Genomic DNA, 18,615 nt, shown 5'->3' with positions numbered 1-18,615 from the left:
GGGGCCCGCGTCACAAGCCGGTCCGGATGCTGCGCGCCAGGATATCGACACCTTGCTGGTTCCAGAAATGCAACAGATCGATGAAGATCCAGTTTTCCGAAAGCTTGCTGCCTTCTCGCCTGTAGATGTCGATGACACGCATATCGCCGGGTTTGCCGGTCGCGGGCATGCCCATAAAACCGCCGGTCGGGGTCAGTGTCAGGTTCGGCCAGCCGAAAAAACCGCCGAACCTGCCCTCCGCAAGCCGGCATTTATGTCCGTTGAATATCCGTTCGCCAAAGCCGTCGCGAAACGGGCCGGCGTGTTGCTCGGCATACCGCTCGATCGTATAGGTCGCACCGATACCGGCCGGGCCCCACCAGATCATGTCCTCGCTCCAGCTGCGACGCAGCTCCTCTGTCAGCGGCTCTTTTCTGCCGCCGGTCCAGTCCTTGATATCGTCGATCATGTGGTTGATGGCGGCAAGCGTTCTTTCGCCCTCGGCGGGATCCTGCGGACCATATAAAAGCCCGTCATGCGTCATGGGCCCTGGCTGCACGAGATGCGCCGCTGTCTGGGGAGGAAACGGTTGCAGCCCGGCCTGCATCATCAGATGCGGAATGTCGAAAAACATCGCCGTTTCCGTGATCTTGCCCTCATCGACCCGGTGAAACTCGCAATATCTCAGGAAGGTCATTTTTCGGGTAGGCTGAATGCCCAGCCAGGCCTGATCAAACAGCCCGGCCAGATGTCCCATCGACACGACCCATGTGCTTTCAAACCCGTCGATCTCATTACGCCCGGCCATGAAGACGTCCATGCGGCGTTGCATGCAGGCCAGCGCCGAACGCAGCGGTATCCAGAATTTTCGTGCGACTTCGGCAGCGTTGGCCAATTCATTGAACGGATGAAATCCCCGCCAGAGATAGTCCGCCGCACAGTAGGTTTCAATCACCCGCGTTATCTGCCCGTCTGATGCGCCATCCATAGCCGCATAGAATTCCCGAACCAGTTCCTTTTCCAACTGAAAGGACATCATCTACCATCCATCCCGTACAAATTTATCAATAAGATCTGCGCATTAGGCAGTCTGTGAACAAAACTTTGCATACGCTTGCAAAAAATACTTGCCAGAAGACGCATGATGAGTCTACCTTTATTGCAAACGTATTCAAATTTATCCACTCCGGGGGAACTGATGGCCGAAATCCAGCTGCGGAACGTTGGAAAACGTTGGGGGTCGTTTGTCGGTGTCGACAATTTCGACCTCACCATTGCGGATCGGGAGTTCCTGGTCCTCCTCGGTCCCTCCGGCTGCGGCAAGACCACGACCATGCGCATGATAGCAGGCCTTGAGGACATTACCGAAGGCGAGATTGCCATTGACGGCAAGGTGGTGAACGATCTCGATCCCAAGGACCGGGACGTGGCGATGGTATTCCAGTCCTACGCGCTTTACCCCAACATGAACGTCTACGAAAACATCCGCTTTCCGCTCAAGGTCAGAAAGATTGATCCGGCAAGCCACGATGCAAAGGTGCGACGTGCATCCGCGATGGTGGAACTGGATGAATTCCTGCACCGCAAGCCCGCCGAACTGTCAGGCGGACAGCGCCAGCGCGTCGCCCTCGCCCGCGCCATTGTCCGCGAGCCGAATGTATTCCTGATGGACGAGCCGTTGTCCAACCTCGATGCCAAGCTGCGGGTCAGCACCAGGGCGCAGATCAAGAACCTCAGCCACGAACTTGCGGTAACCACCATTTATGTGACCCATGATCAGATCGAGGCCATGACCCTGGCGGACCGTGTTGTCGTAATGAAATCAGGCGTTGTCCAGCAGGTTGGAAGCCCCACCGACATCTACGACAAGCCGGAAAACAGCTTTGTCGCGAGTTTCATCGGCAATCCGGCGATGAACCTGATCGACGGCGAGATCTCGAACGGAACGTTCCGTGCAGAACACACGCAGATCTCAGGACTGGCCGCCACTGGTGGCAAGGTCACACTCGGTTTTCGCGCCGAGGACGCACAGCTGGCCGAGGCCGGTAAAGGGCAGATAAATGCGCCGATATACACCATGGAACTGCTTGGTGATGCCTCGATGATCTCGGTCCGGGTCGGCGGTGCGCTCGTATCCGTCAAGGCCGACAAAACTTTCCGCGCCGAGATTGGCGATCAGGTCTCGATCTCGATCCCGGCGGAAATCTGCCATCTGTTTGAAGAGGACTCGGGAGCGAGGATTAATCACTGACAGGTAGTCGTTGTCTGGTCACAGCCGGACCCCAATCGGGCACGAGAGGAATAAGTGCCAAGAAAAACAGGGAGTTGAAAAATGTATCTCAAATCACTGATTGCCGCGGGCGTGCTCGCGCTTTCCGCTTCAACAGCGTATGCGGAATGCACCATCGAAAACGGGCGCCTCAGCATCATAGGCAATGAATTCCCCGCTATTCAGACTGTCGCCAAAAATGCAACGTCGTGCTCCGGAGGCATGGAGGCCGAATCCAACCTCACGGCCGATCACCAGAAAATCAACCTGGCCGGCATGCAGGGCAATCCGGCGGAATACACGACCGCTATCCTTGCCAATTCGTCGATCGTCGCCCTGATCAACGAAGATGTGCTTCGCTCGCTTGACGATCTGATTGCCAAGCACGGGCAGGACATTCCCAAGAACCAGCTGATCACCATCGACGGTAAGGTGATGGCTGTGGCCTTCATGGCCAACGCACAGCATCTCGTCTACCGCGACGACGTCTTGAAGAAAATCGGCGTCGAGCCGCCAAAGACCTACGAGGAACTGCTTGCTGCTGCAAAGGTGATCCGGGATCAGGGCATCATGGAAAACCCCGTGGGCGGCGCCTATGCGGCTGGTTGGAACCTCGCCCAGGAATTCGTCAACATGTATCTCGGCCATGGCGGAGAGTTCTACAAGCCAGGCACGGCGGAAGTTTCCATCAACAACGAAAATGGCGTTGCCACGCTTGAGATGATGAAGGCGCTGTCTGAATACATGAACCCGGACTTCCTGACCCATGATTCCAATGCAACTTCCGCCGAGTGGGAAGCCGGCAATGTCGCCCTGATGAATATGTGGGGTTCGCGGACCGGCCGTCTCATGGATGCGGAAGGGTCGACGCCGGAGGTCTATGAAAACACCAAGGTCGGTGCGCCGATGACCGTCGGGGGAGGTGATCGGCCTGCTTCGACGCTTTGGTGGGACGGATGGACCGTCGCCAAGAACATCTCGGATGAGGACGCGGAAGCCACGTTCCTCGCCATGAAATATGGCATCAGCCCGGCGATCCTCAATGACGAGACGATGGGCCAGGCGGTCTGGATGATCGACGGCTACAAGCCTGCCCCCGTCAATGCCGGCGTCTTCAGCGCCATCGACATGCAAACAACGCCCTACCCGATGCTGCCCTATCAGGGTCTTTTGCACACGGCGCTCGGTGACAATATCGGTGACTTCCTGCAGGGCAAGGAAAGTGCCGAACAGACGCTCGCCGACATCGAGGCCGCCTACACGGCCGCCGCAAAGGAAAAGGGCTACCTGAAGTAAGCCGTTCCAAAACTGGGGCGGCTTCTGCCGCCCCCGCCGCTCACACCCGATTTTCATTCGTCAGCAATTTTCACAGCCACCAGGGAGGAACCGCAGATGAAACACAAAGCGTTTTTCTTGTTCGTGCTTCCCTCCTCGGTAGCAATGATGCTGTTCATCTTTTTCCCGATCATCTCGGTGATCGTCCAGTCGCTTTACGTGGCCCATGAACAGGTGATCGTGACGGTTGAAAACTGCGGTCCGTTTGGCTGCAAGGAGTCGACGGCCATCGACCAGGAGGCGACCGCCGCGCTGCGCGAAGCTGAACCTCTTGGCCGGTTCGCCGGTCTGACGACCTATCTCGACCGCAATCATCTGGCGGTCGGTGAAGTCGGCACCGCATGGGAAAGAGCCGACAATTGGCGCGATTTCGGCGCACAGATGCTGAACTTGCCGTTCTACAAGGCAATCGGGTTCACGCTGACATTCACATTTGTGGTCACGCCTCTGGTCATTATCTTTGGATTTGTTATCGCCGTTGCGGTCAACAGCGCCGCCGCACTGATCCGTGGACCGCTGATCTTCTTTTCACTGCTGCCGATGATGGTGACACCGCTGATCGGCTCGCTCATTTTGTTCTGGATGATCGATGCACGCGGCATTATCGGCTCGACGCTGCAGTACCTTGCCGGTAACCCGGATCTGTCGATCAAGGCATCGACACCGCTCACATGGATCATGCTCATCGTCTACGGTGTTTGGCACGCAGCGCCTTTCGCATTCATCGTCTACTACGCCGGGCTTCAGACCGTCAACAAGGATACGCTTGAAGCCGCCCGTATCGACGGTGCGAGTCGCTGGGAGCAGATCCGTTACGTGGTCATACCCCATCTGCTACCGCTAACGACCTTCATCGCACTGATGCAGCTGATGGACAATTTCAGGGTATTCGAGCCGATCGTCAGTTTTGCGGCCAGTGCCCATGCCACCTCCCTGTCCTGGGCCATCTACAACGATCTTGGCGGCGAGACGCGACAGCTGTCCTCGGCCGCCGCCACCTCGGTGCTGACTATCATCGGTGTGGCTATTCTCCTTTCGCCGGTGCTGGTGCGTACCTGGCGCGATTTCGGCCGGAAATAGGTGATCCATGAGCAGCAAAGCACAGCAACGTCCGGCCGCCGTTCAAATCCTGATTATCGGGATCCTCGCCCTCTGGATGATCCTGGCTGCCTTCCCGTTCCTTTGGACCCTATGGGGTTCCTTCAAGGTAGAAGGCGACTTTTTCTCCAAGGCAGACTGGGTCTATGCGCTGACCGGGACGCTGACCGATGTTGAGACAGGCGGCAGGTTTACCGGAGACGGCTATTACGGCGCCTGGGTGAAGGAGGAATTCTGGCGCGCGGCCATGAATTCGGTCCTCGTTTGCATATTCGTCGTCACCATCTCGCTGACCTTCGGAACCCTGGGCGGCTACGCCCTCGCCCGCTCCACATACCGCTACGCATTCTGGTTCCTGATCGCCGCGCTGATTTTCAGGGCAATGCCGCCGATCACACTCGTTTCCGGATACCTGCCGGTGTTTTTCGGCTGGAATCTGTGGGGGCATCTTGCCACTTGCATCATCGTGCTCGTTGCCATCAACCAGCCGTTCACGCTGTGGATGCTGCATTCCTTTTTCAAGAACATTCCGCAGGATCTGGATGAAAGCGCGATGGTCGACGGCTGCACCCGCTTCCAGGCTTTCCGGCACGTGATCATTCCGGTGATGTGGCCGGGTGTGATCACCACCGGGCTCTTCTCCTTCCTGTTGGCCTACAATGATTTTGCCGTCACCGCGATGATCCTGTCGAAAGAAAACCAGACCATGGTTCCCAAAATCGCGAGCTTCCTCGGCACGACACAAACCAAGGGCAATGTCATGTTCGCCGTGGCGGCCGTTGTCTCCACCACCGCGCCGCTCTTCCTGATGATCATGTTCTTCCAGCGCCAGATCGTATCGGGTCTGACCGCCGGCGCGGTCAAGGGTTAGAGGCAGGATCGATCGGGATGACAATCGCACCAAACAAAGCTGCACTGAAGACCTATAGCGAGGCGTACCGGTACCCGCAATCGGACGGCTTTGCCAACGCCGTGGAACGGTTCTTCGATCGCGATGCGATCATTAACATCGTACACCCGTTCAACGAAATTGCCGGAACAGCCGGGTATCAAAGTGACTTCCTGGAGCCGCTGCTCGGCTCGTTCGAAAACCTTTGCCGCGCAGATTACATTGCCTTTGGTGGCAGCAATGATGCCTCCGACTGGGTGACGTGCACCGGCTACTATTGCGGCCATTTTACAAAACCGTGGCTTGGGATCATGCCGACCAACGCCATGGCTTACCTGCGCTTTGGCGAGTTTCATCGCATGGAAAACGGCCGGGCCGTGGAATCTTACATCTTTCTTGATATTCCCGAACTGATGATTGCAGCCGGGCAATGGCCTATCGAAGACAGCCCGGGCCGCGACCGCGGCTATACGGGATATCTGCCGGGACCCGCTGCGCAGGACGGGCTTGTGTGGCACGACAACGACCCCGCATTGAGCGCGTCGTCGTTCGAAATGGTCACAGATATGCTGCGCGGACTTGCAACCGAGAACCAGGCCTGGCGTCCCTACTGGCACGAAAACATGCTTTGGTATGGGCCGGCGGCCTTCGGCAGCTTTGTCGGCCTGGAAAATTTCGCCGGTTTCCAGGTGACTTTCGAAAGCGCCTTCAGTGAATGGATCGGAGGCGCCGTTCCAGGCAGCCAGACCAGACATTTCACGCGGTTTGGCGATGGCAACTATGTCTGTTCCGGCGGCTGGCCATCACTCAATGCCGTTCAGGCAAAAACATTTCTCGGACAACCGTCCACCGGAAAAAGACTGTTTATGCGCGTTTGTGACTGGTGGCGCCGCGATGGCGAACTGCTGGCTGAAAACTGGGTGTTTGTCGACATCCCGCACGTGCTTCTGCAGATGGGCTACGACGTTTTCGCTGATAACAAAAGTGAGGTGCAATGAAAGGATCCCGCCCGCAACAGGCGGCGCTGAGCCGCGACACGGACATGAGCAAAACAGCTGCCACGCGCGCGGTAATCGAAGCGATGGTTGACGGTCTGAATGATCATCGCATCGACGATATCGGTGATTTCTTTGCCGACAATTTCCGTTGGATGGGCAACCAGGGCTGCGGCACCAAGACCGGCCTGCGCGAGTTTCAGAACAACTGGCAGCGCCCTTTTCAGGCGGCCTTTTCCGACAAGGTCTGCATCGACGAGGCGCGGCTTTACATGGGCGAATGGGCGGCGGCCTTCGGCCGGCAGGAAGCCACCCACTCAGGCAGCTTCCTGGGCATCGAGCCGACCGGCAAGCGCGTCGAGATCCGCTACATGGATTTCTGGAAGGTTGTCGACGGCAAGATCGTCGACAACTGGGTAAATGTTGATTTTGCCCATGTCGCTGAGCAGCTTGGGGTCGACCTTTTTAATGGCGAAGGCTGGGAAGCTTTCGATCGCGGCGAGAAAGAGCCTCCCCGCCCCGAAAACCGAGGATGATAAGATGAGTATCGAGTATCTTAAACGCGGAAAACCGGAGGCGGACCGGGCCGAGGATGACGCAAAGACCCGCGCGGCGGTCGAGGCGACCCTTAAGGAAATCGAGACGCGGGGCGATACGGCCGTTCGCCGGCTGAGCGAGAAATTCGACAAATATTCACCCCCCTCCTTCCGATTGTCCCAATCGGACATCGATGCACTGATGTCGAGGGTCGGCGACCGCGAGATGGCCGACATCAAATTCGCGCAGGAACAAGTGCGCAATTTCGCCCAGGCACAACGCGATTCGATGCTCGACATCGAAGTCGAACCCATCCCCGGCGTGATCCTCGGACACCGAAACATTCCGGTGCAGTCCGTCGGCTGCTACGTGCCCGGCGGCAAGTTCCCGATGGTTGCATCGGCACACATGTCTGTCGCGACGGCTTCGGTTGCGGGTGTTCCGCGCATTGCAGCCGCGACACCGCCATTCAAGGGCGAACCCAATCCGGCCGTCATCGCGGCCATGCATCTGGGCGGCGCCCATGAAATCTACGTGCTGGGCGGCATACAGGCGATCGGCGCGATGGCCATCGGCACCGAAACAATCGATCCGGTTCACATGCTCGTCGGCCCCGGCAACGCGTTTGTGGCGGAGGCCAAGCGACAGCTCTTCGGGCGGGTCGGCATAGATCTGTTTGCCGGCCCGACCGAAACGATGGTGATCGCCGACAATACGGTGGATGCGGAGCTTTGCGCGACGGACCTGCTCGGCCAGGCGGAGCACGGCTATAATTCGCCTGCCGTGCTTGTTACGAATTCGCGTCGCCTGGCCGAGGGCACACTGTCCGAGATCGTACGCCTTCTGGAAATCCTGCCCACCGCCGATACGGCACGCGTGAGCTGGGAAGATTATGGTGAGGTGATCCTGTGCGACACCTACGAGGAAATGCTCGATGTGGCCAACGACATTGCCAGCGAACATGTGCAGGTAATGACCGACCGCGATGACTGGTTCCTGGAAAACATGACCAGCTACGGCGCGCTGTTCCTAGGACCGCGCACCAATGTCGCCAATGGCGACAAGGTAATCGGCACCAACCACACGCTGCCGACGAAAAAGGCAGGCCGCTACACCGGGGGTCTTTGGGTAGGCAAATACCTGAAGACCCATAGCTATCAGAAGGTGACAACCGACGAGGCGGCGACCATGATCGGTGAATACGGATCGCGCCTTTGCATGCTTGAGGGCTTTGTCGGTCACGCGGAGCAGTGCAATGTTCGCGTTCGCCGCTATGGTGGCATCAATGTCCCCTACGGTGCCGCCGCCCCATACCGTGAAGCCGCTGAATGACAGACCGCTATACACGACTGAAATCCCTCATCGCACCTTTGCGGCGCGCGATGTATGATTTTGATACAAGCCGTGTTTGCACCGAACTGGCCGCAGTTTCCGCGCCGGACGCATGCTATCGTCTCAGCCACCCGTTCGGCGACAGCATAGGATCGGAAGCCCATTTCGAAATTGCCTATGCGCCACTCGTGCAGGCATGGCCGGATCTTGAAAGACGGGATTACATCGTTATCGCCGGAACGGACGGCGATACCTATGACTGGGTTGGATGCTGCGGCTACTATACCGGCACATTTTCGGGTCCATGGCTCGATATCCCTCCCACCGGACACCAGGTCCATATGCGGTTCCACGAGTTTTACCGTTTCGAGGCCGACAGGATCGTCGAGTGCCAGGCAATCTGGGACATTCCGGAAGTCATGATGCAGGCAAATGCCTGGCCGATGGCTCCGAGCCTCGGTCGCGAATGGCACGTTCCCGGCCCCGTGACACAGGACGGGCTGACGGCAGACCCTTACGATGACGAAACAAGCGCCGCCACATGCCGGCACATCGTCGACATGATCGAGCATCTGCAACGGCACCCGGCCCAGGGCGGCCCGGAGGTGATGCAGATGGACCGCTACTGGCATCCGCGCATGAACTGGTATGGCCCCTCGGGCATCGGCACGGCACGCGGCATCACCGGCTTCAGAAACTTGCACCAGATCCCGTTTTTGCGTGCAATGCCGGACCGCGGCCAGGCAACCGAGGGGATAGCCGCTCATTTTATTGGTGACGGCAAATACGCTGCTGTGACCGGATGGCCCAACATGAAACAGACCATCACCGGTGATGGCTGGCTGGGCATAGCACCGGGCAGCCAAGCCGTCACATTGCGCAGCCTGGATTTCTGGCGCCTCGAAAACGGATTGATTCGCGAAAACTGGGTATTGATCGATCTTCTTGACGTCTTCCGTCAATTGGGTGTCGATGTCTTTCAGCGCCTGCGCGAATTCAACAAGGCCGGCAATACCGGGCGCATGGCGATTGCCGGCGGAGCGAGCACATGACCGATTTACCGCAAACGCCTTCCCTTCGGCTCGATGGCAGGAGAGCGCTGGTGACCGGCGCATCCTCGGGTATTGGCCAGGGCTGTGCAGCAGCGCTGGCGCAAGCAGGGGCGCATGTTGTGTGCGTTGCCCGGGGCGCCGAAAAGCTGCTGGCGACGGTGGACGCCATCATCAAGGAGGGCGGGTCCGCCGAAGCACAGGCGCTCGACGTGGCAGATCTCGACGCCATGAATGCAGTCTTCGATGCGCAGGAAACGATTGACGTGGTGGTGAACGCCGCCGGTCTTGCCCGCCACAGCCCGGCGCTGGAAACAACGCCGGAAGATTATAATGCGGTCATGAACCTTAATCTGCGCGCCGCCTATTTTCTTTCCACTGCTGCCGCGCGCGGGATGAAAAAATCGGGCAACGGCGGCTCCATCATTCATATCTCGAGCCAGATGGGCCATGTTGGCGGCATCGACCGGGCCGTGTACTGCGCCACGAAACACGGCCTTGAGGGCATGGTGAAATCCATGGCCATCGAATGGGGTCCGGATCGCATACGCATCAATACGGTCTGCCCGACATTCATCCGCACGCCGCTGACGCAACCGACATTCGAAAATCCGGAGCGCGTTGCCTGGATCGAGGAAAAAATCAAGCTGGGCCGGGTCGGAGAGGTCGAGGACATTATGGGGGCGGTTGTTTATCTGGCCTCCGACGCCGCTTCTCTGATAACAGGCACATCACTGATTATTGACGGGGGTTGGACGGCGGACTGATGGCAGAAAAAGTTACTTCTCTTCTTGTTGCAGAGCGCGCCGGCGTCAGCCAGTCCGCGGTCAGCCGGGTCTTTACGCCGGGCGCTTCGGTCAGCAAGAAAACCGCGGACAAGGTACGACAGGCGGCCAGTGAACTGGGTTACCGCCCGAATGTCCTCGCACGCGCCATGGTATCAGGCAAAAGCCGGATAATAGGCCTGGTCGTCGCCTATCTGGAAAACCAGTTCTATCCGGTGGCGATTGAAAAACTGTCCAACGCGCTGCAGCAGCACGGCTATCACGTGCTTGTCTTCATGGCCGCCGAGACCATCGAGAACATCGATTCCGTCATGGACGAAATTCTCGACTATCAGGTGGACGGGATCGTGATTGCATCTGTCGCCATGTCGTCAGACATAGCCTCGCGCTGTGATGCCGCAGGCGTGCCCGTGGTTCTGTTCAACCGGTCTCAGGACATTGACGGCATCACCTCCGTAACATCCGACAATTATGCCGGCGGCCGCAAAGTTGCCGAATTTCTGCTCGCCGGCGGGCACCGGAAAATCGGTTACATCGCCGGCTGGGAGGGGGCCTCCACGCAGCGTGACCGCGAAGCCGGTTTTCTCAGCGCGCTGAAAGAAGCAGACCGCAGGCTTGCGGCCAGGGAGGTTGGCGACTTTCAAACAGAACAGGCCCGCAACGCCGCCCGCCGGATGTTTGACGTGCCGGAAGATCAGCGGCCGGACGCGGTATTTGTCGCCAATGATCACATGGCCATCGCGGTGATGGATGTGATCCGGTTCGAACTGGGTCTCGACATTCCCGGCGATGTTTCCGTGGTCGGTTATGACGATGTGCCGCCAGCAAGCTGGCTTGCCTACAATCTGACGACCATTCGTCAGCGCGCGAATCTGATGGTCGAAGAGACCGTCGAAGCGCTGCGCGCCCATATTGAGAACCCACAGGAGGCAGAGACAAAACGCGTGGCGATTGACGGCCCGCTCATTGTGCGCGGCTCTGCCCGATTGCCGGAAGGATGGGACGGATGAAGGGTTTTGATCCGAAATTCAAGGATTTTCCCGATTACATTCTCGGAATAACCAGGGAAATCTGGGAAGACCGCGGTATTGCAACGCTGCACGAATATTACGGCGAAGACATCTATCTGCGCATGCCGATGGGTGCCTATCGCGGCAATGCCGGCGTCATCGCCAAAACCATGGCAACACTGGTCGAGTTTCCCGACCGCGAACTCCTCGGCGAGGATGTGATCTGGTCGGGCAATGAAGATGACGGCATGCTGAGTTCGCACCGCCTTTATTGCACCGGCACCCATCTCGGCGAAAGCATGTTCGGCCCCGGAACCGGCAGGAAGGTTCACTTCCGCGCTATTGCGGACTGCTACGCCATCAACAACACGATCACCGACGAATGGCTTGTGCGGGACTATGGCGGCATAGCAAAACAACTCGGCATGGATGCGCGCGAGGCCGCTGAGAAAAATATTGCTGACGAAGGCGGACCGGAAAAATGCCACCCTCCCCTGACACCGGCAACCTATGTCGATGGCCCCTATGGCGGCCGCGGCAACGACAATCCTTGGGGTGCGGAATACGCCGATTATCTGACGCGCATCATGAATGCCGATCTCGCAGTCATAAAACAGAAATACGACCGCGCGGTTCAGGGCGAATATCCCGGTCTCACAAGCGCCCGAAGCTGGTCGGATGTCGACCGCTTCTGGATCGGGGTGCGTTCGGCATTTCCTTCAGCGGAGTTCACCATCGATCACCAGATCGGCCGTGAAGACGAAATGATGCCACCGCGCGCCGCGCTGCGCTGGTCGCTGCGGGGCAAGCATGACGGCTGGGGTGCCTTTGGCCGCCCGACAGGCGCCGATGTCTACGTCATGGGCATGAGCCATGCCGAATTCGGTCCCTGGGGATTGCGCCGCGAATTCACGCTCTACGACGAAGTCGCCATCTGGAAGCAGATCCTTATGCAGACCGGCTGAACCGATTTCTGAACTTAAAAACACGAAACCCCGATGGGTCTTTGACCCGGCAGAGAGAGAAGGCAAATGACACCGCAGGAATTGGAATCCCGCATTGTTCGATATGGCGACCTGAAGCCCTGTAGAACCGCATTTATCGATGCACACACGCCGGGGAGCGACCAGAAAGAGAATTTCACCATTATCGGCGGCGGTGTTTCCGAAAGCCCGGACCAGCATGTGCATATTTCCGACGCGATCGGTTTCAATATCGGTGCAGCCGGACAACCGCCGAAATGCCGCAACTCCCTGCACAGCCACACGACCGCAGAAGTGTTTTTTGTCCTGAAAGGCCGTTGGCGGTTTTTTTGGGGCCGCTGGGGCACAGCCGGCGAGTTCATTGCAGAGGAAGGCGACATCTTCAATATACCAACCGGAATATTCCGAGGTTTTGAGAATGTCGGAACCGACTACGGCATGATCATGGCCGTTCTCGGCGGCGATGACGCCGGCGGCGGCGTCACCTGGGCGCCGCAGGTGATCGAGGATGCCAGGGACCACGGTCTCGTTCTTGCAGAGACCGGGAGGCTTTACGATACCAAGAAGGGCGAGAGCCTTCCCGACGATGTCGGACCAATGCCACTGCTGACCGATGAAGAGCTGAAGAACTACCCGGAAGTTCCTGTTGAAGGGGTCATCCGCGACTATGTCGCGCGCTATTGGGACCTGATGGCACTGGCGGCAGGCAAGCCGGCAAGGGTGATCGGAGAAAATGCTCTTTTAAAAGACAAACCCGGGTTTGAAATCGATTTTCTGACCCGAGGTTCAATTGCCGATGAGATGTATGAAACCGGTAAGCCTGAAGTGCTGATGCCGGTGCGCGGCAACTGGAAACTGCGCTGGGAGGGCGGCGAAACGGTTTTGAACCCGGGCGACACCTGCCTGATCAAACCGGGCGAACGCCATGCAATAGCGCCCTCGATGACAGGCGAAGCCAGTCTCTACCGCATCACGGCAACAGATGACCCTGCCGGTGCGACGTGGGCGGGCTGAAACAAACAACAATACTATCTGCCGAAAGGCCCGGATTAGGTGCCGACCGGCGGTGAGGAGAATATCATGGTTTTAACAACACATGTCGGCTCGTTGCCGCGCACCCAGGACGTGGTGGATTTCATATTTGCACGCGAGCGCGGCGAGCCCTTCGACCAGGCTTCATTTGACGCCTGCATGAAGGCTGCAGCGTCGGAAACGGTCAGAAAACAGGTTGAAGCCGGCATTGATATCGTCAGCGATGGAGAAACGTCGAAAATCTCCTACGCGACCTATGTAAAGGACCGCTACACCGGGTTTTCCGGCGACAGCCCGCGCAATGCGCCGGCGGACCTGAAAATGTTTCCGGGCTTTCTGCAGCGCCTGGCCGATGACGGCGGCACCCCGCAGTATGCCCGGCCCATGTGCACCGGCGAAGTGCGCTCCAAAGGTCAGGGCGAACTGCAGAAGGATATCGACAATCTCAAGGCCGCCATGGCCGAGCACGGCGCCAAGCGCGGCTTCATGAACGCAGCTTCACCGGGTGTCATTTCGCTGTTCCTGCAAAACGATTTTTATCCGTCGCGGGACGCCTATCTGGCGGCGCTCGCCGACGCGATGAGGGAGGAGTATGAAACGATTGTCGCGGCCGGCCTCGACCTGCAGCTCGACTGCCCTGATCTTGCCCTGTCACGCCACATGCTCTTTACCGATCTGACCGACGACGAATTCGTCAAGATCGCCGACAGCCACGTAGAAGCGCTTAACCATGCCCTGCAGAACGTGCCGCAGGATAAGGTTCGCGTTCACATCTGCTGGGGCAATTATGAAGGCCCCCATTGCTGCGACATAGCCATGGACAAGGTGTTTTCCACCCTGATGTCGACCAGATCGCGCTACGTCCTGTTCGAAACCTCCAACCCCCGCCATGCACATGAGTGGACGGTTTTCCGCGACCGCAAGGCGGAGATACCGGATGACAAGATCCTGGTTCCGGGCGTCGTGGACACGACGACGAATTTTGTCGAACACCCGGAACTCGTAGCTGAGCGCATCCGCAGATTTACCGGCATCGTCGGCGAGGACCGCGTGATTGCCGGCAGCGATTGCGGCTTTGGCACATTCGCAGGTTTCGGTGCCGTCGACCCGGACATTGCCTATGCGAAACTTGCGACACTTGCCGATGGCGCCCGCCTTGCTGGAGGACCAGCGTGACGCCCCTGCTTCTTTTGCCGGGAATGATGTGTGATGCGCGCCTCTTCGGCCCGCAGGTCGATGCTTTGTCTGCGCACCATCCGATCGTAACGGTGCCATTGAATGCGCATGACACAATGGAGGCAATGGCAAGGGAAATCCTGTCCTATGCTCCTCCGATCTTCGCCCTTGCCGGACTGTCGCTTGGCGGGATCGTTGCCATGGAAGTGTTGCGACAGGCTCCGCAGCGCGTGGAAAGGCTGGCGCTGCTTGACACCAACCCCCTTTCGGAAGCCCCGGAAAGACAGGCAAACCGTGGTCCGCAGATCAACGATGTCAAGGCCGGTAACCTGCGGCGAGTCATGCGCGACGAGATGAAGCCGAATTATCTGACCGACGGCCCAAACCGGCAGACTATCCTCGATCTGTGCATGGACATGGCGATGGGTCTTGGTCCGAACGTGTTTGAGAACCAGTCGCTGGCCCTGCGTGACCGGCCGGACCAGACCGAGACCCTTCGCGCCTTTAAGGGTCCCTCGCTTGTCCTGTGCGGCCGCGATGACGCACTCTGCCCAATCGAACGGCACGAATTGATGCACGCGCTGCTGTCCAACAGCACATTGACTGTTATCGAAAATGCCGGGCACATGCCCACACTGGAAAACCCGACTGACACAACGGCGGCACTTGCCCGCTGGCTGGAGGCTTCATGACCCCGTCCCTGCTCAAATGCCTGCGAAGCGTCGATACGCCAACAGTATGCAACGCCATCGAGGTCGCGGAAGGCAAACGCGGCTTCAGCGGTTTCACACGCGGCACGATGCTGTGCTCGGCGCCGCAGGAGCCGCCAATTGTAGGATATGCCCGCACGGCTAAAATCGCGGCGCTGCGTCCGCCGGATGAACCTGCCGAAGTCATCAAGGAGCGGCGCATGGCCTATTACCGCCACATGGCAGAAGGCCCGGATCCGTCCATTGTGGTGATTGAGGATGTGGATTATCCCGATTGCGTCGGTGCCTATTGGGGTGAAATCAACACGACCGTGCACAAGGGTCTCGGCCTCAAGGGAGCCCTGACAAACGGCGTCATGCGCGATCTCGGCGACCTGCCGGACGGCTTTCCGGTGGTGGCCGGCTCAGTCGGGCCGAGCCACGCCTTCGTTCATGTGAAAGAAATCGGAACACCGGTCGTGGTATTCGGGCTTGAGATCAGCGACGGCGATCTGATCCACGCGGACCGACATGGAGCGGTCAGGATTCCACAAAGCGTCATCCCATCGCTTGAAGCTGCCATTGTAAAACTGCTCGAAACGGAAAAAATCGTTCTGGATGCCGCGAAAGCAGATGGCTTCGACTTTACGGCGTTCGAAGATGCCTGGGCACGCTTTGAAAAAGCCCGCACCTAGAGCGCTTCTGGTGGAACCGGTTCGGACCGCCGTTTGCATCCAGCATAAAGCGAAAGCGGATTCAGCGGCTGAGATCCTTTTCGAATTGGCAAGGGCATCGGTTCGAACATTTCGTCTTTAGCGGCCGTCAGGGCATATCACCTCACCAGCCACATCCCGCGAATTGAGATTTTCTCAAAAACAGAGCAGATATTTTCAATTGCCGGTCCCGCGGAACTCCAGCAGTATTCGGCAAAAGAGCTTGCCGCAGACGCAAGCGCCATCGCAATAAAATTCCAAAGGCGTATTGGAAAAAACTCAACAGCTGGTCCGTGTGAGGCACAGCGATTGACGGAAAAGGGATGAAGGACATGCCGTTTTCCGCCCAGGTCAGTGCGCGTTGATCGATCTGTTGTGTGGTTCAGCGTTTGAGAGGCAGCAAATCGGATTGCTTCTCGAAAGGCTGACGCAGTGCCTGCCACGGTCAGCCGACAGCCGGGCAAGTAAAAAAATTCCAAGAATGCAACGGGAGGATTTGGAATATGTTCAGACTCATGAAATGCCTAACTGCAACTTGTTTCGCCGTGGTGGCGAGTTCCGCCGTGGTTTTCGCTGGCTCTCTCACGGACCGCATCGAGGCGGGAGAACCTATCCGGATCGGATTCTCCAACATTCCGATCTGGGGATATCCGGACGACAATGGCACGGCTAAGGGCTTTGTGAACGAGATCGCGCTCGGTATTCTCAAATCCATGGGCCACGAAAACGTCGAAACGACGGTGACCGATTGGGGCGGGCTGATCCCGGGGCTTCAGGCGAACCGCTATGACCTGATCACAGGCGGCCTCTATATCCTCGATAGCCGGTGCCAGAACATCGCGTTTTCCGAGCCGATAGCGCAGGCGGGCGATGCATTCATCGTTCCGACCGGAAACCCAAAGGGCATCCAGACCTATCAGGACATCCTGGGCGCCGATGCAATGCTCGTCACCGGTGCGGGATACAACACCGTCGAGGCCGCCAAAAAGGAAGGGCTTACGGACGAACGCATCATGCAGGTCCCCGGACCGACCGAGATACTGGCTGCGGTCAAGGCGGGCCGGGCAGATGCCGGTGGCTTGACATATTTCGAGGCAAGTCACCTCGCCAAGGCTGATGGGGCGGTGGACGTGACCGATCCCGGTGCCCTTCCGGAATGGACGCAGAATTGGGTCGGCATCGGTTTCCGTTTCGATGATGCCGACTTCATGGAGGAGTTCAACAAGGCTCTTGCGGACTATATCGGCTCCGACGAAATGATGCAGAAAGTTACGCCATACGGGTATTCCAGTGGCAATCTTCCTGGTGACAAAACCGCTGAATGGGTCTGCGCGAACCGTTAAAGACGCTGGACGGCGGGCTTGACCAGCCCGCCGCTTTCGTCTCGCGAGTTACCGCTAGGTGAGCCGATGAGCATTTTCGATTTCGTCGTCCAGTACTGGCCACGACTGCTGTCGGGGACTGCCGTCACGATGGCCCAGTTCTTTCTCGCGGCAGCTCTGGGTATCGCCGTCTCACTGTGCATGGGCTTGATGAAGCTTTCGCAAAACCCACTCCTGCGTGGTGCGGCAATAACATATATCGAGATCTTCCGGGGCACGTCACTTGTGGTCCAGCTCTACTGGATCTTCTTTGTCCTGCCGCTTTTCGGGTTATCCATCGAGAAATTCACCGCCGGATATGTGGCGGTCGGCATGAATATCGGCGCCTACGGAGCGGAACTCGTGCGCGGCGGCATCCTCTCCGTGCCAAAGGGTCAGTGGGAGGCCGCGCTGGCAATCAACATGAGCCCCGCGAAGCGTATGTGGCGGATTATCCTGCCGCAGGCGCTGGTCAACATGCTGCCGCCCTGGGGCAACCTGATGATCGAACTTCTGAAGGGCACCGCCCTTGTTTCTCTCATCTCTGTTGCCGACCTGATGTTCGAGGCGAGGCAGATCAACGCGTCGACCTTCCTGTCGGCTCAGGCCTTCGGGGCCGCGCTTGTGATCTATTACATTCTTGCCCGCTTTCTGGTGACCCCGTTCATGCGCTGGCTGGAGCGATTCATGGCGCGCAAGCTTGGGAGGACCTGATCGGTGTTCCAATGGAGATGGGAATTTGCCTGGGAAATTACACCACGCCTGATCCAGGCCACCGGCAACACCCTTATCGCCGCTGGGGCCGGATATGCGATCGCTGTTGTACTGGGCCTTGCCCTGGCGCTCGCGCAGCGCAGCCCCTACCGACCGCTAACATTCGCTGTGCGTGAATTTGTGGAGTTCATTCGCTCCACGCCGCTGATCCTGCAGATCTTCTTCGTCTTCTATGTGGGTCCGCAGATCGGCGTCCGGCTCAGCCCCTGGACGTCCGGCATGATTGCCATAGGCCTGCACTATGCCTGCTATCTCTCCGAAGTCTATCGCGGCGGTATCGAAAGCGTCCCGAAAGGCCAGTGGGAGGCCGCAACAGCGCTGAACATGACAACGCTGCAAAAGTACCGGCGTGTCATCATCCCGCAGGCCATTCCCCCCGCGCTGGCAGGCATGGGCAACTATCTTGTCGGCATCTTCAAGGACACACCGATGCTTTCGGTGATTGGCGTTGCCGAGTTGATCCACACCGCAAATGCCATCGGATCGGAGCACTACCGCTTTCTCGAACCCTATACGATGGTGGGTGTTATCTTTCTGGCGATCTCGCTTCCTGCGGCCGGCCTGATCCGGTTGTTCGAAGGTTATGTCCGCCGCAAACTGGGGCTATGA

The 18,615-nt window shown here is 58.3% G+C and carries 19 protein-coding genes; 18 read left to right on the top strand and 1 reads right to left on the bottom strand.

Going from position 1 to position 18,615, the window contains the following annotated elements:
* Positions 1 to 10 precede the first annotated feature (10 nt).
* Positions 11 to 1,018, bottom strand: coding sequence for an ester cyclase (locus tag ABVT35_RS19255; RefSeq protein ID WP_368468524.1), 1,008 nt, complete (start codon positions 1,016 to 1,018; stop codon positions 11 to 13).
* Positions 1,019 to 1,177: 159 nt separating this feature from the next.
* Between ABVT35_RS19255 and ABVT35_RS19250 the strand changes: the two genes are divergently transcribed.
* The 18 genes from ABVT35_RS19250 (at position 1,178) to ehuD (ending at position 18,615) form a co-directional block, all read left to right on the top strand.
* Positions 1,178 to 2,230, top strand: a complete 1,053-nt coding sequence (locus ABVT35_RS19250; RefSeq protein ID WP_368468522.1) for an ABC transporter ATP-binding protein — start codon at positions 1,178 to 1,180, stop codon at positions 2,228 to 2,230.
* An 81-nt stretch (positions 2,231 to 2,311) separates the two neighbouring features.
* Entirely contained in the window at positions 2,312 to 3,544 is a 1,233-nt protein-coding gene (locus ABVT35_RS19245; RefSeq protein ID WP_368468521.1) for an ABC transporter substrate-binding protein, read from the top strand.
* 96 nt (positions 3,545 to 3,640) lie between these two features.
* Positions 3,641 to 4,663 (top strand): carbohydrate ABC transporter permease, encoded by a 1,023-nt coding sequence (locus ABVT35_RS19240; RefSeq protein WP_368468520.1) that lies wholly within the window; start codon positions 3,641 to 3,643, stop codon positions 4,661 to 4,663.
* Positions 4,664 to 4,670: 7 nt separating this feature from the next.
* A complete protein-coding gene (locus tag ABVT35_RS19235; RefSeq protein ID WP_368468518.1) occupies positions 4,671 to 5,552 on the top strand; it encodes a carbohydrate ABC transporter permease in 882 nt (293 codons plus the stop codon).
* A 17-nt stretch (positions 5,553 to 5,569) separates the two neighbouring features.
* A complete protein-coding gene (locus ABVT35_RS19230) occupies positions 5,570 to 6,568 on the top strand; it encodes a hypothetical protein (RefSeq protein ID WP_368468517.1) in 999 nt (332 codons plus the stop codon).
* On the top strand, positions 6,565 to 7,101 hold the full coding sequence (locus ABVT35_RS19225) for an ester cyclase (protein WP_368468515.1): 537 nt from the start codon (positions 6,565 to 6,567) through the stop codon (positions 7,099 to 7,101). Before ABVT35_RS19230 ends, ABVT35_RS19225 begins: the two co-directional genes overlap by 4 nt.
* 4 nt (positions 7,102 to 7,105) lie before the next feature.
* On the top strand, positions 7,106 to 8,434 hold the full coding sequence (hisD, locus tag ABVT35_RS19220; RefSeq protein ID WP_368468514.1) for a histidinol dehydrogenase: 1,329 nt from the start codon (positions 7,106 to 7,108) through the stop codon (positions 8,432 to 8,434).
* Positions 8,431 to 9,486, top strand: coding sequence for an ester cyclase (locus ABVT35_RS19215; RefSeq protein ID WP_368468512.1), 1,056 nt, complete (start codon positions 8,431 to 8,433; stop codon positions 9,484 to 9,486). Before hisD ends, ABVT35_RS19215 begins: the two co-directional genes overlap by 4 nt.
* Entirely contained in the window at positions 9,483 to 10,250 is a 768-nt protein-coding gene (locus ABVT35_RS19210; protein ID WP_368468511.1) for an SDR family NAD(P)-dependent oxidoreductase, read from the top strand. Before ABVT35_RS19215 ends, ABVT35_RS19210 begins: the two co-directional genes overlap by 4 nt.
* Positions 10,250 to 11,278: a LacI family DNA-binding transcriptional regulator gene (locus ABVT35_RS19205; RefSeq protein ID WP_368468509.1), complete on the top strand. Its 1,029-nt coding sequence runs from the start codon at positions 10,250 to 10,252 to the stop codon at positions 11,276 to 11,278. Before ABVT35_RS19210 ends, ABVT35_RS19205 begins: the two co-directional genes overlap by 1 nt.
* A complete protein-coding gene (locus tag ABVT35_RS19200) occupies positions 11,275 to 12,243 on the top strand; it encodes an ester cyclase (protein ID WP_368468507.1) in 969 nt (322 codons plus the stop codon). The genes ABVT35_RS19205 and ABVT35_RS19200 overlap by 4 nt, the downstream gene beginning before the upstream one ends.
* A gap of 66 nt (positions 12,244 to 12,309) precedes the next feature.
* Positions 12,310 to 13,275 carry a cupin domain-containing protein gene (locus ABVT35_RS19195; protein WP_368468505.1) on the top strand — a complete coding sequence of 322 codons (966 nt, stop codon included), beginning with the start codon at positions 12,310 to 12,312 and terminating at the stop codon, positions 13,273 to 13,275.
* Positions 13,276 to 13,341: 66 nt separating this feature from the next.
* Positions 13,342 to 14,469, top strand: a complete 1,128-nt coding sequence (locus tag ABVT35_RS19190; protein WP_368468503.1) for a cobalamin-independent methionine synthase II family protein — start codon at positions 13,342 to 13,344, stop codon at positions 14,467 to 14,469.
* Positions 14,466 to 15,161 (top strand): alpha/beta fold hydrolase, encoded by a 696-nt coding sequence (locus tag ABVT35_RS19185; RefSeq protein ID WP_368468501.1) that lies wholly within the window; start codon positions 14,466 to 14,468, stop codon positions 15,159 to 15,161. The genes ABVT35_RS19190 and ABVT35_RS19185 overlap by 4 nt, the downstream gene beginning before the upstream one ends.
* Entirely contained in the window at positions 15,158 to 15,853 is a 696-nt protein-coding gene (locus ABVT35_RS19180) for an RraA family protein (protein ID WP_368468499.1), read from the top strand. Before ABVT35_RS19185 ends, ABVT35_RS19180 begins: the two co-directional genes overlap by 4 nt.
* A 581-nt stretch (positions 15,854 to 16,434) precedes the next feature.
* Entirely contained in the window at positions 16,435 to 17,214 is a 780-nt protein-coding gene (locus tag ABVT35_RS19175) for a transporter substrate-binding domain-containing protein (protein ID WP_368468497.1), read from the top strand.
* Positions 17,215 to 17,280: 66 nt separating this feature from the next.
* Positions 17,281 to 17,946 carry an ectoine/hydroxyectoine ABC transporter permease subunit EhuC gene (gene ehuC / locus ABVT35_RS19170; protein WP_368468495.1) on the top strand — a complete coding sequence of 222 codons (666 nt, stop codon included), beginning with the start codon at positions 17,281 to 17,283 and terminating at the stop codon, positions 17,944 to 17,946.
* A 3-nt stretch (positions 17,947 to 17,949) separates the two neighbouring features.
* The gene (gene ehuD, locus ABVT35_RS19165; protein WP_368468493.1) at positions 17,950 to 18,615 is read left to right on the top strand and encodes an ectoine/hydroxyectoine ABC transporter permease subunit EhuD; all 666 of its coding nucleotides are present in this window, start codon (positions 17,950 to 17,952) and stop codon (positions 18,613 to 18,615) included.

This window comes from Hoeflea sp. TYP-13 (assembly GCF_040932035.1).
Lineage (GTDB): Bacteria > Pseudomonadota > Alphaproteobacteria > Rhizobiales > Rhizobiaceae > Hoeflea_A.
Note: the sequence above shows the minus strand (reverse complement) of the source record. Positions and strands in the feature narration are given on the sequence as shown.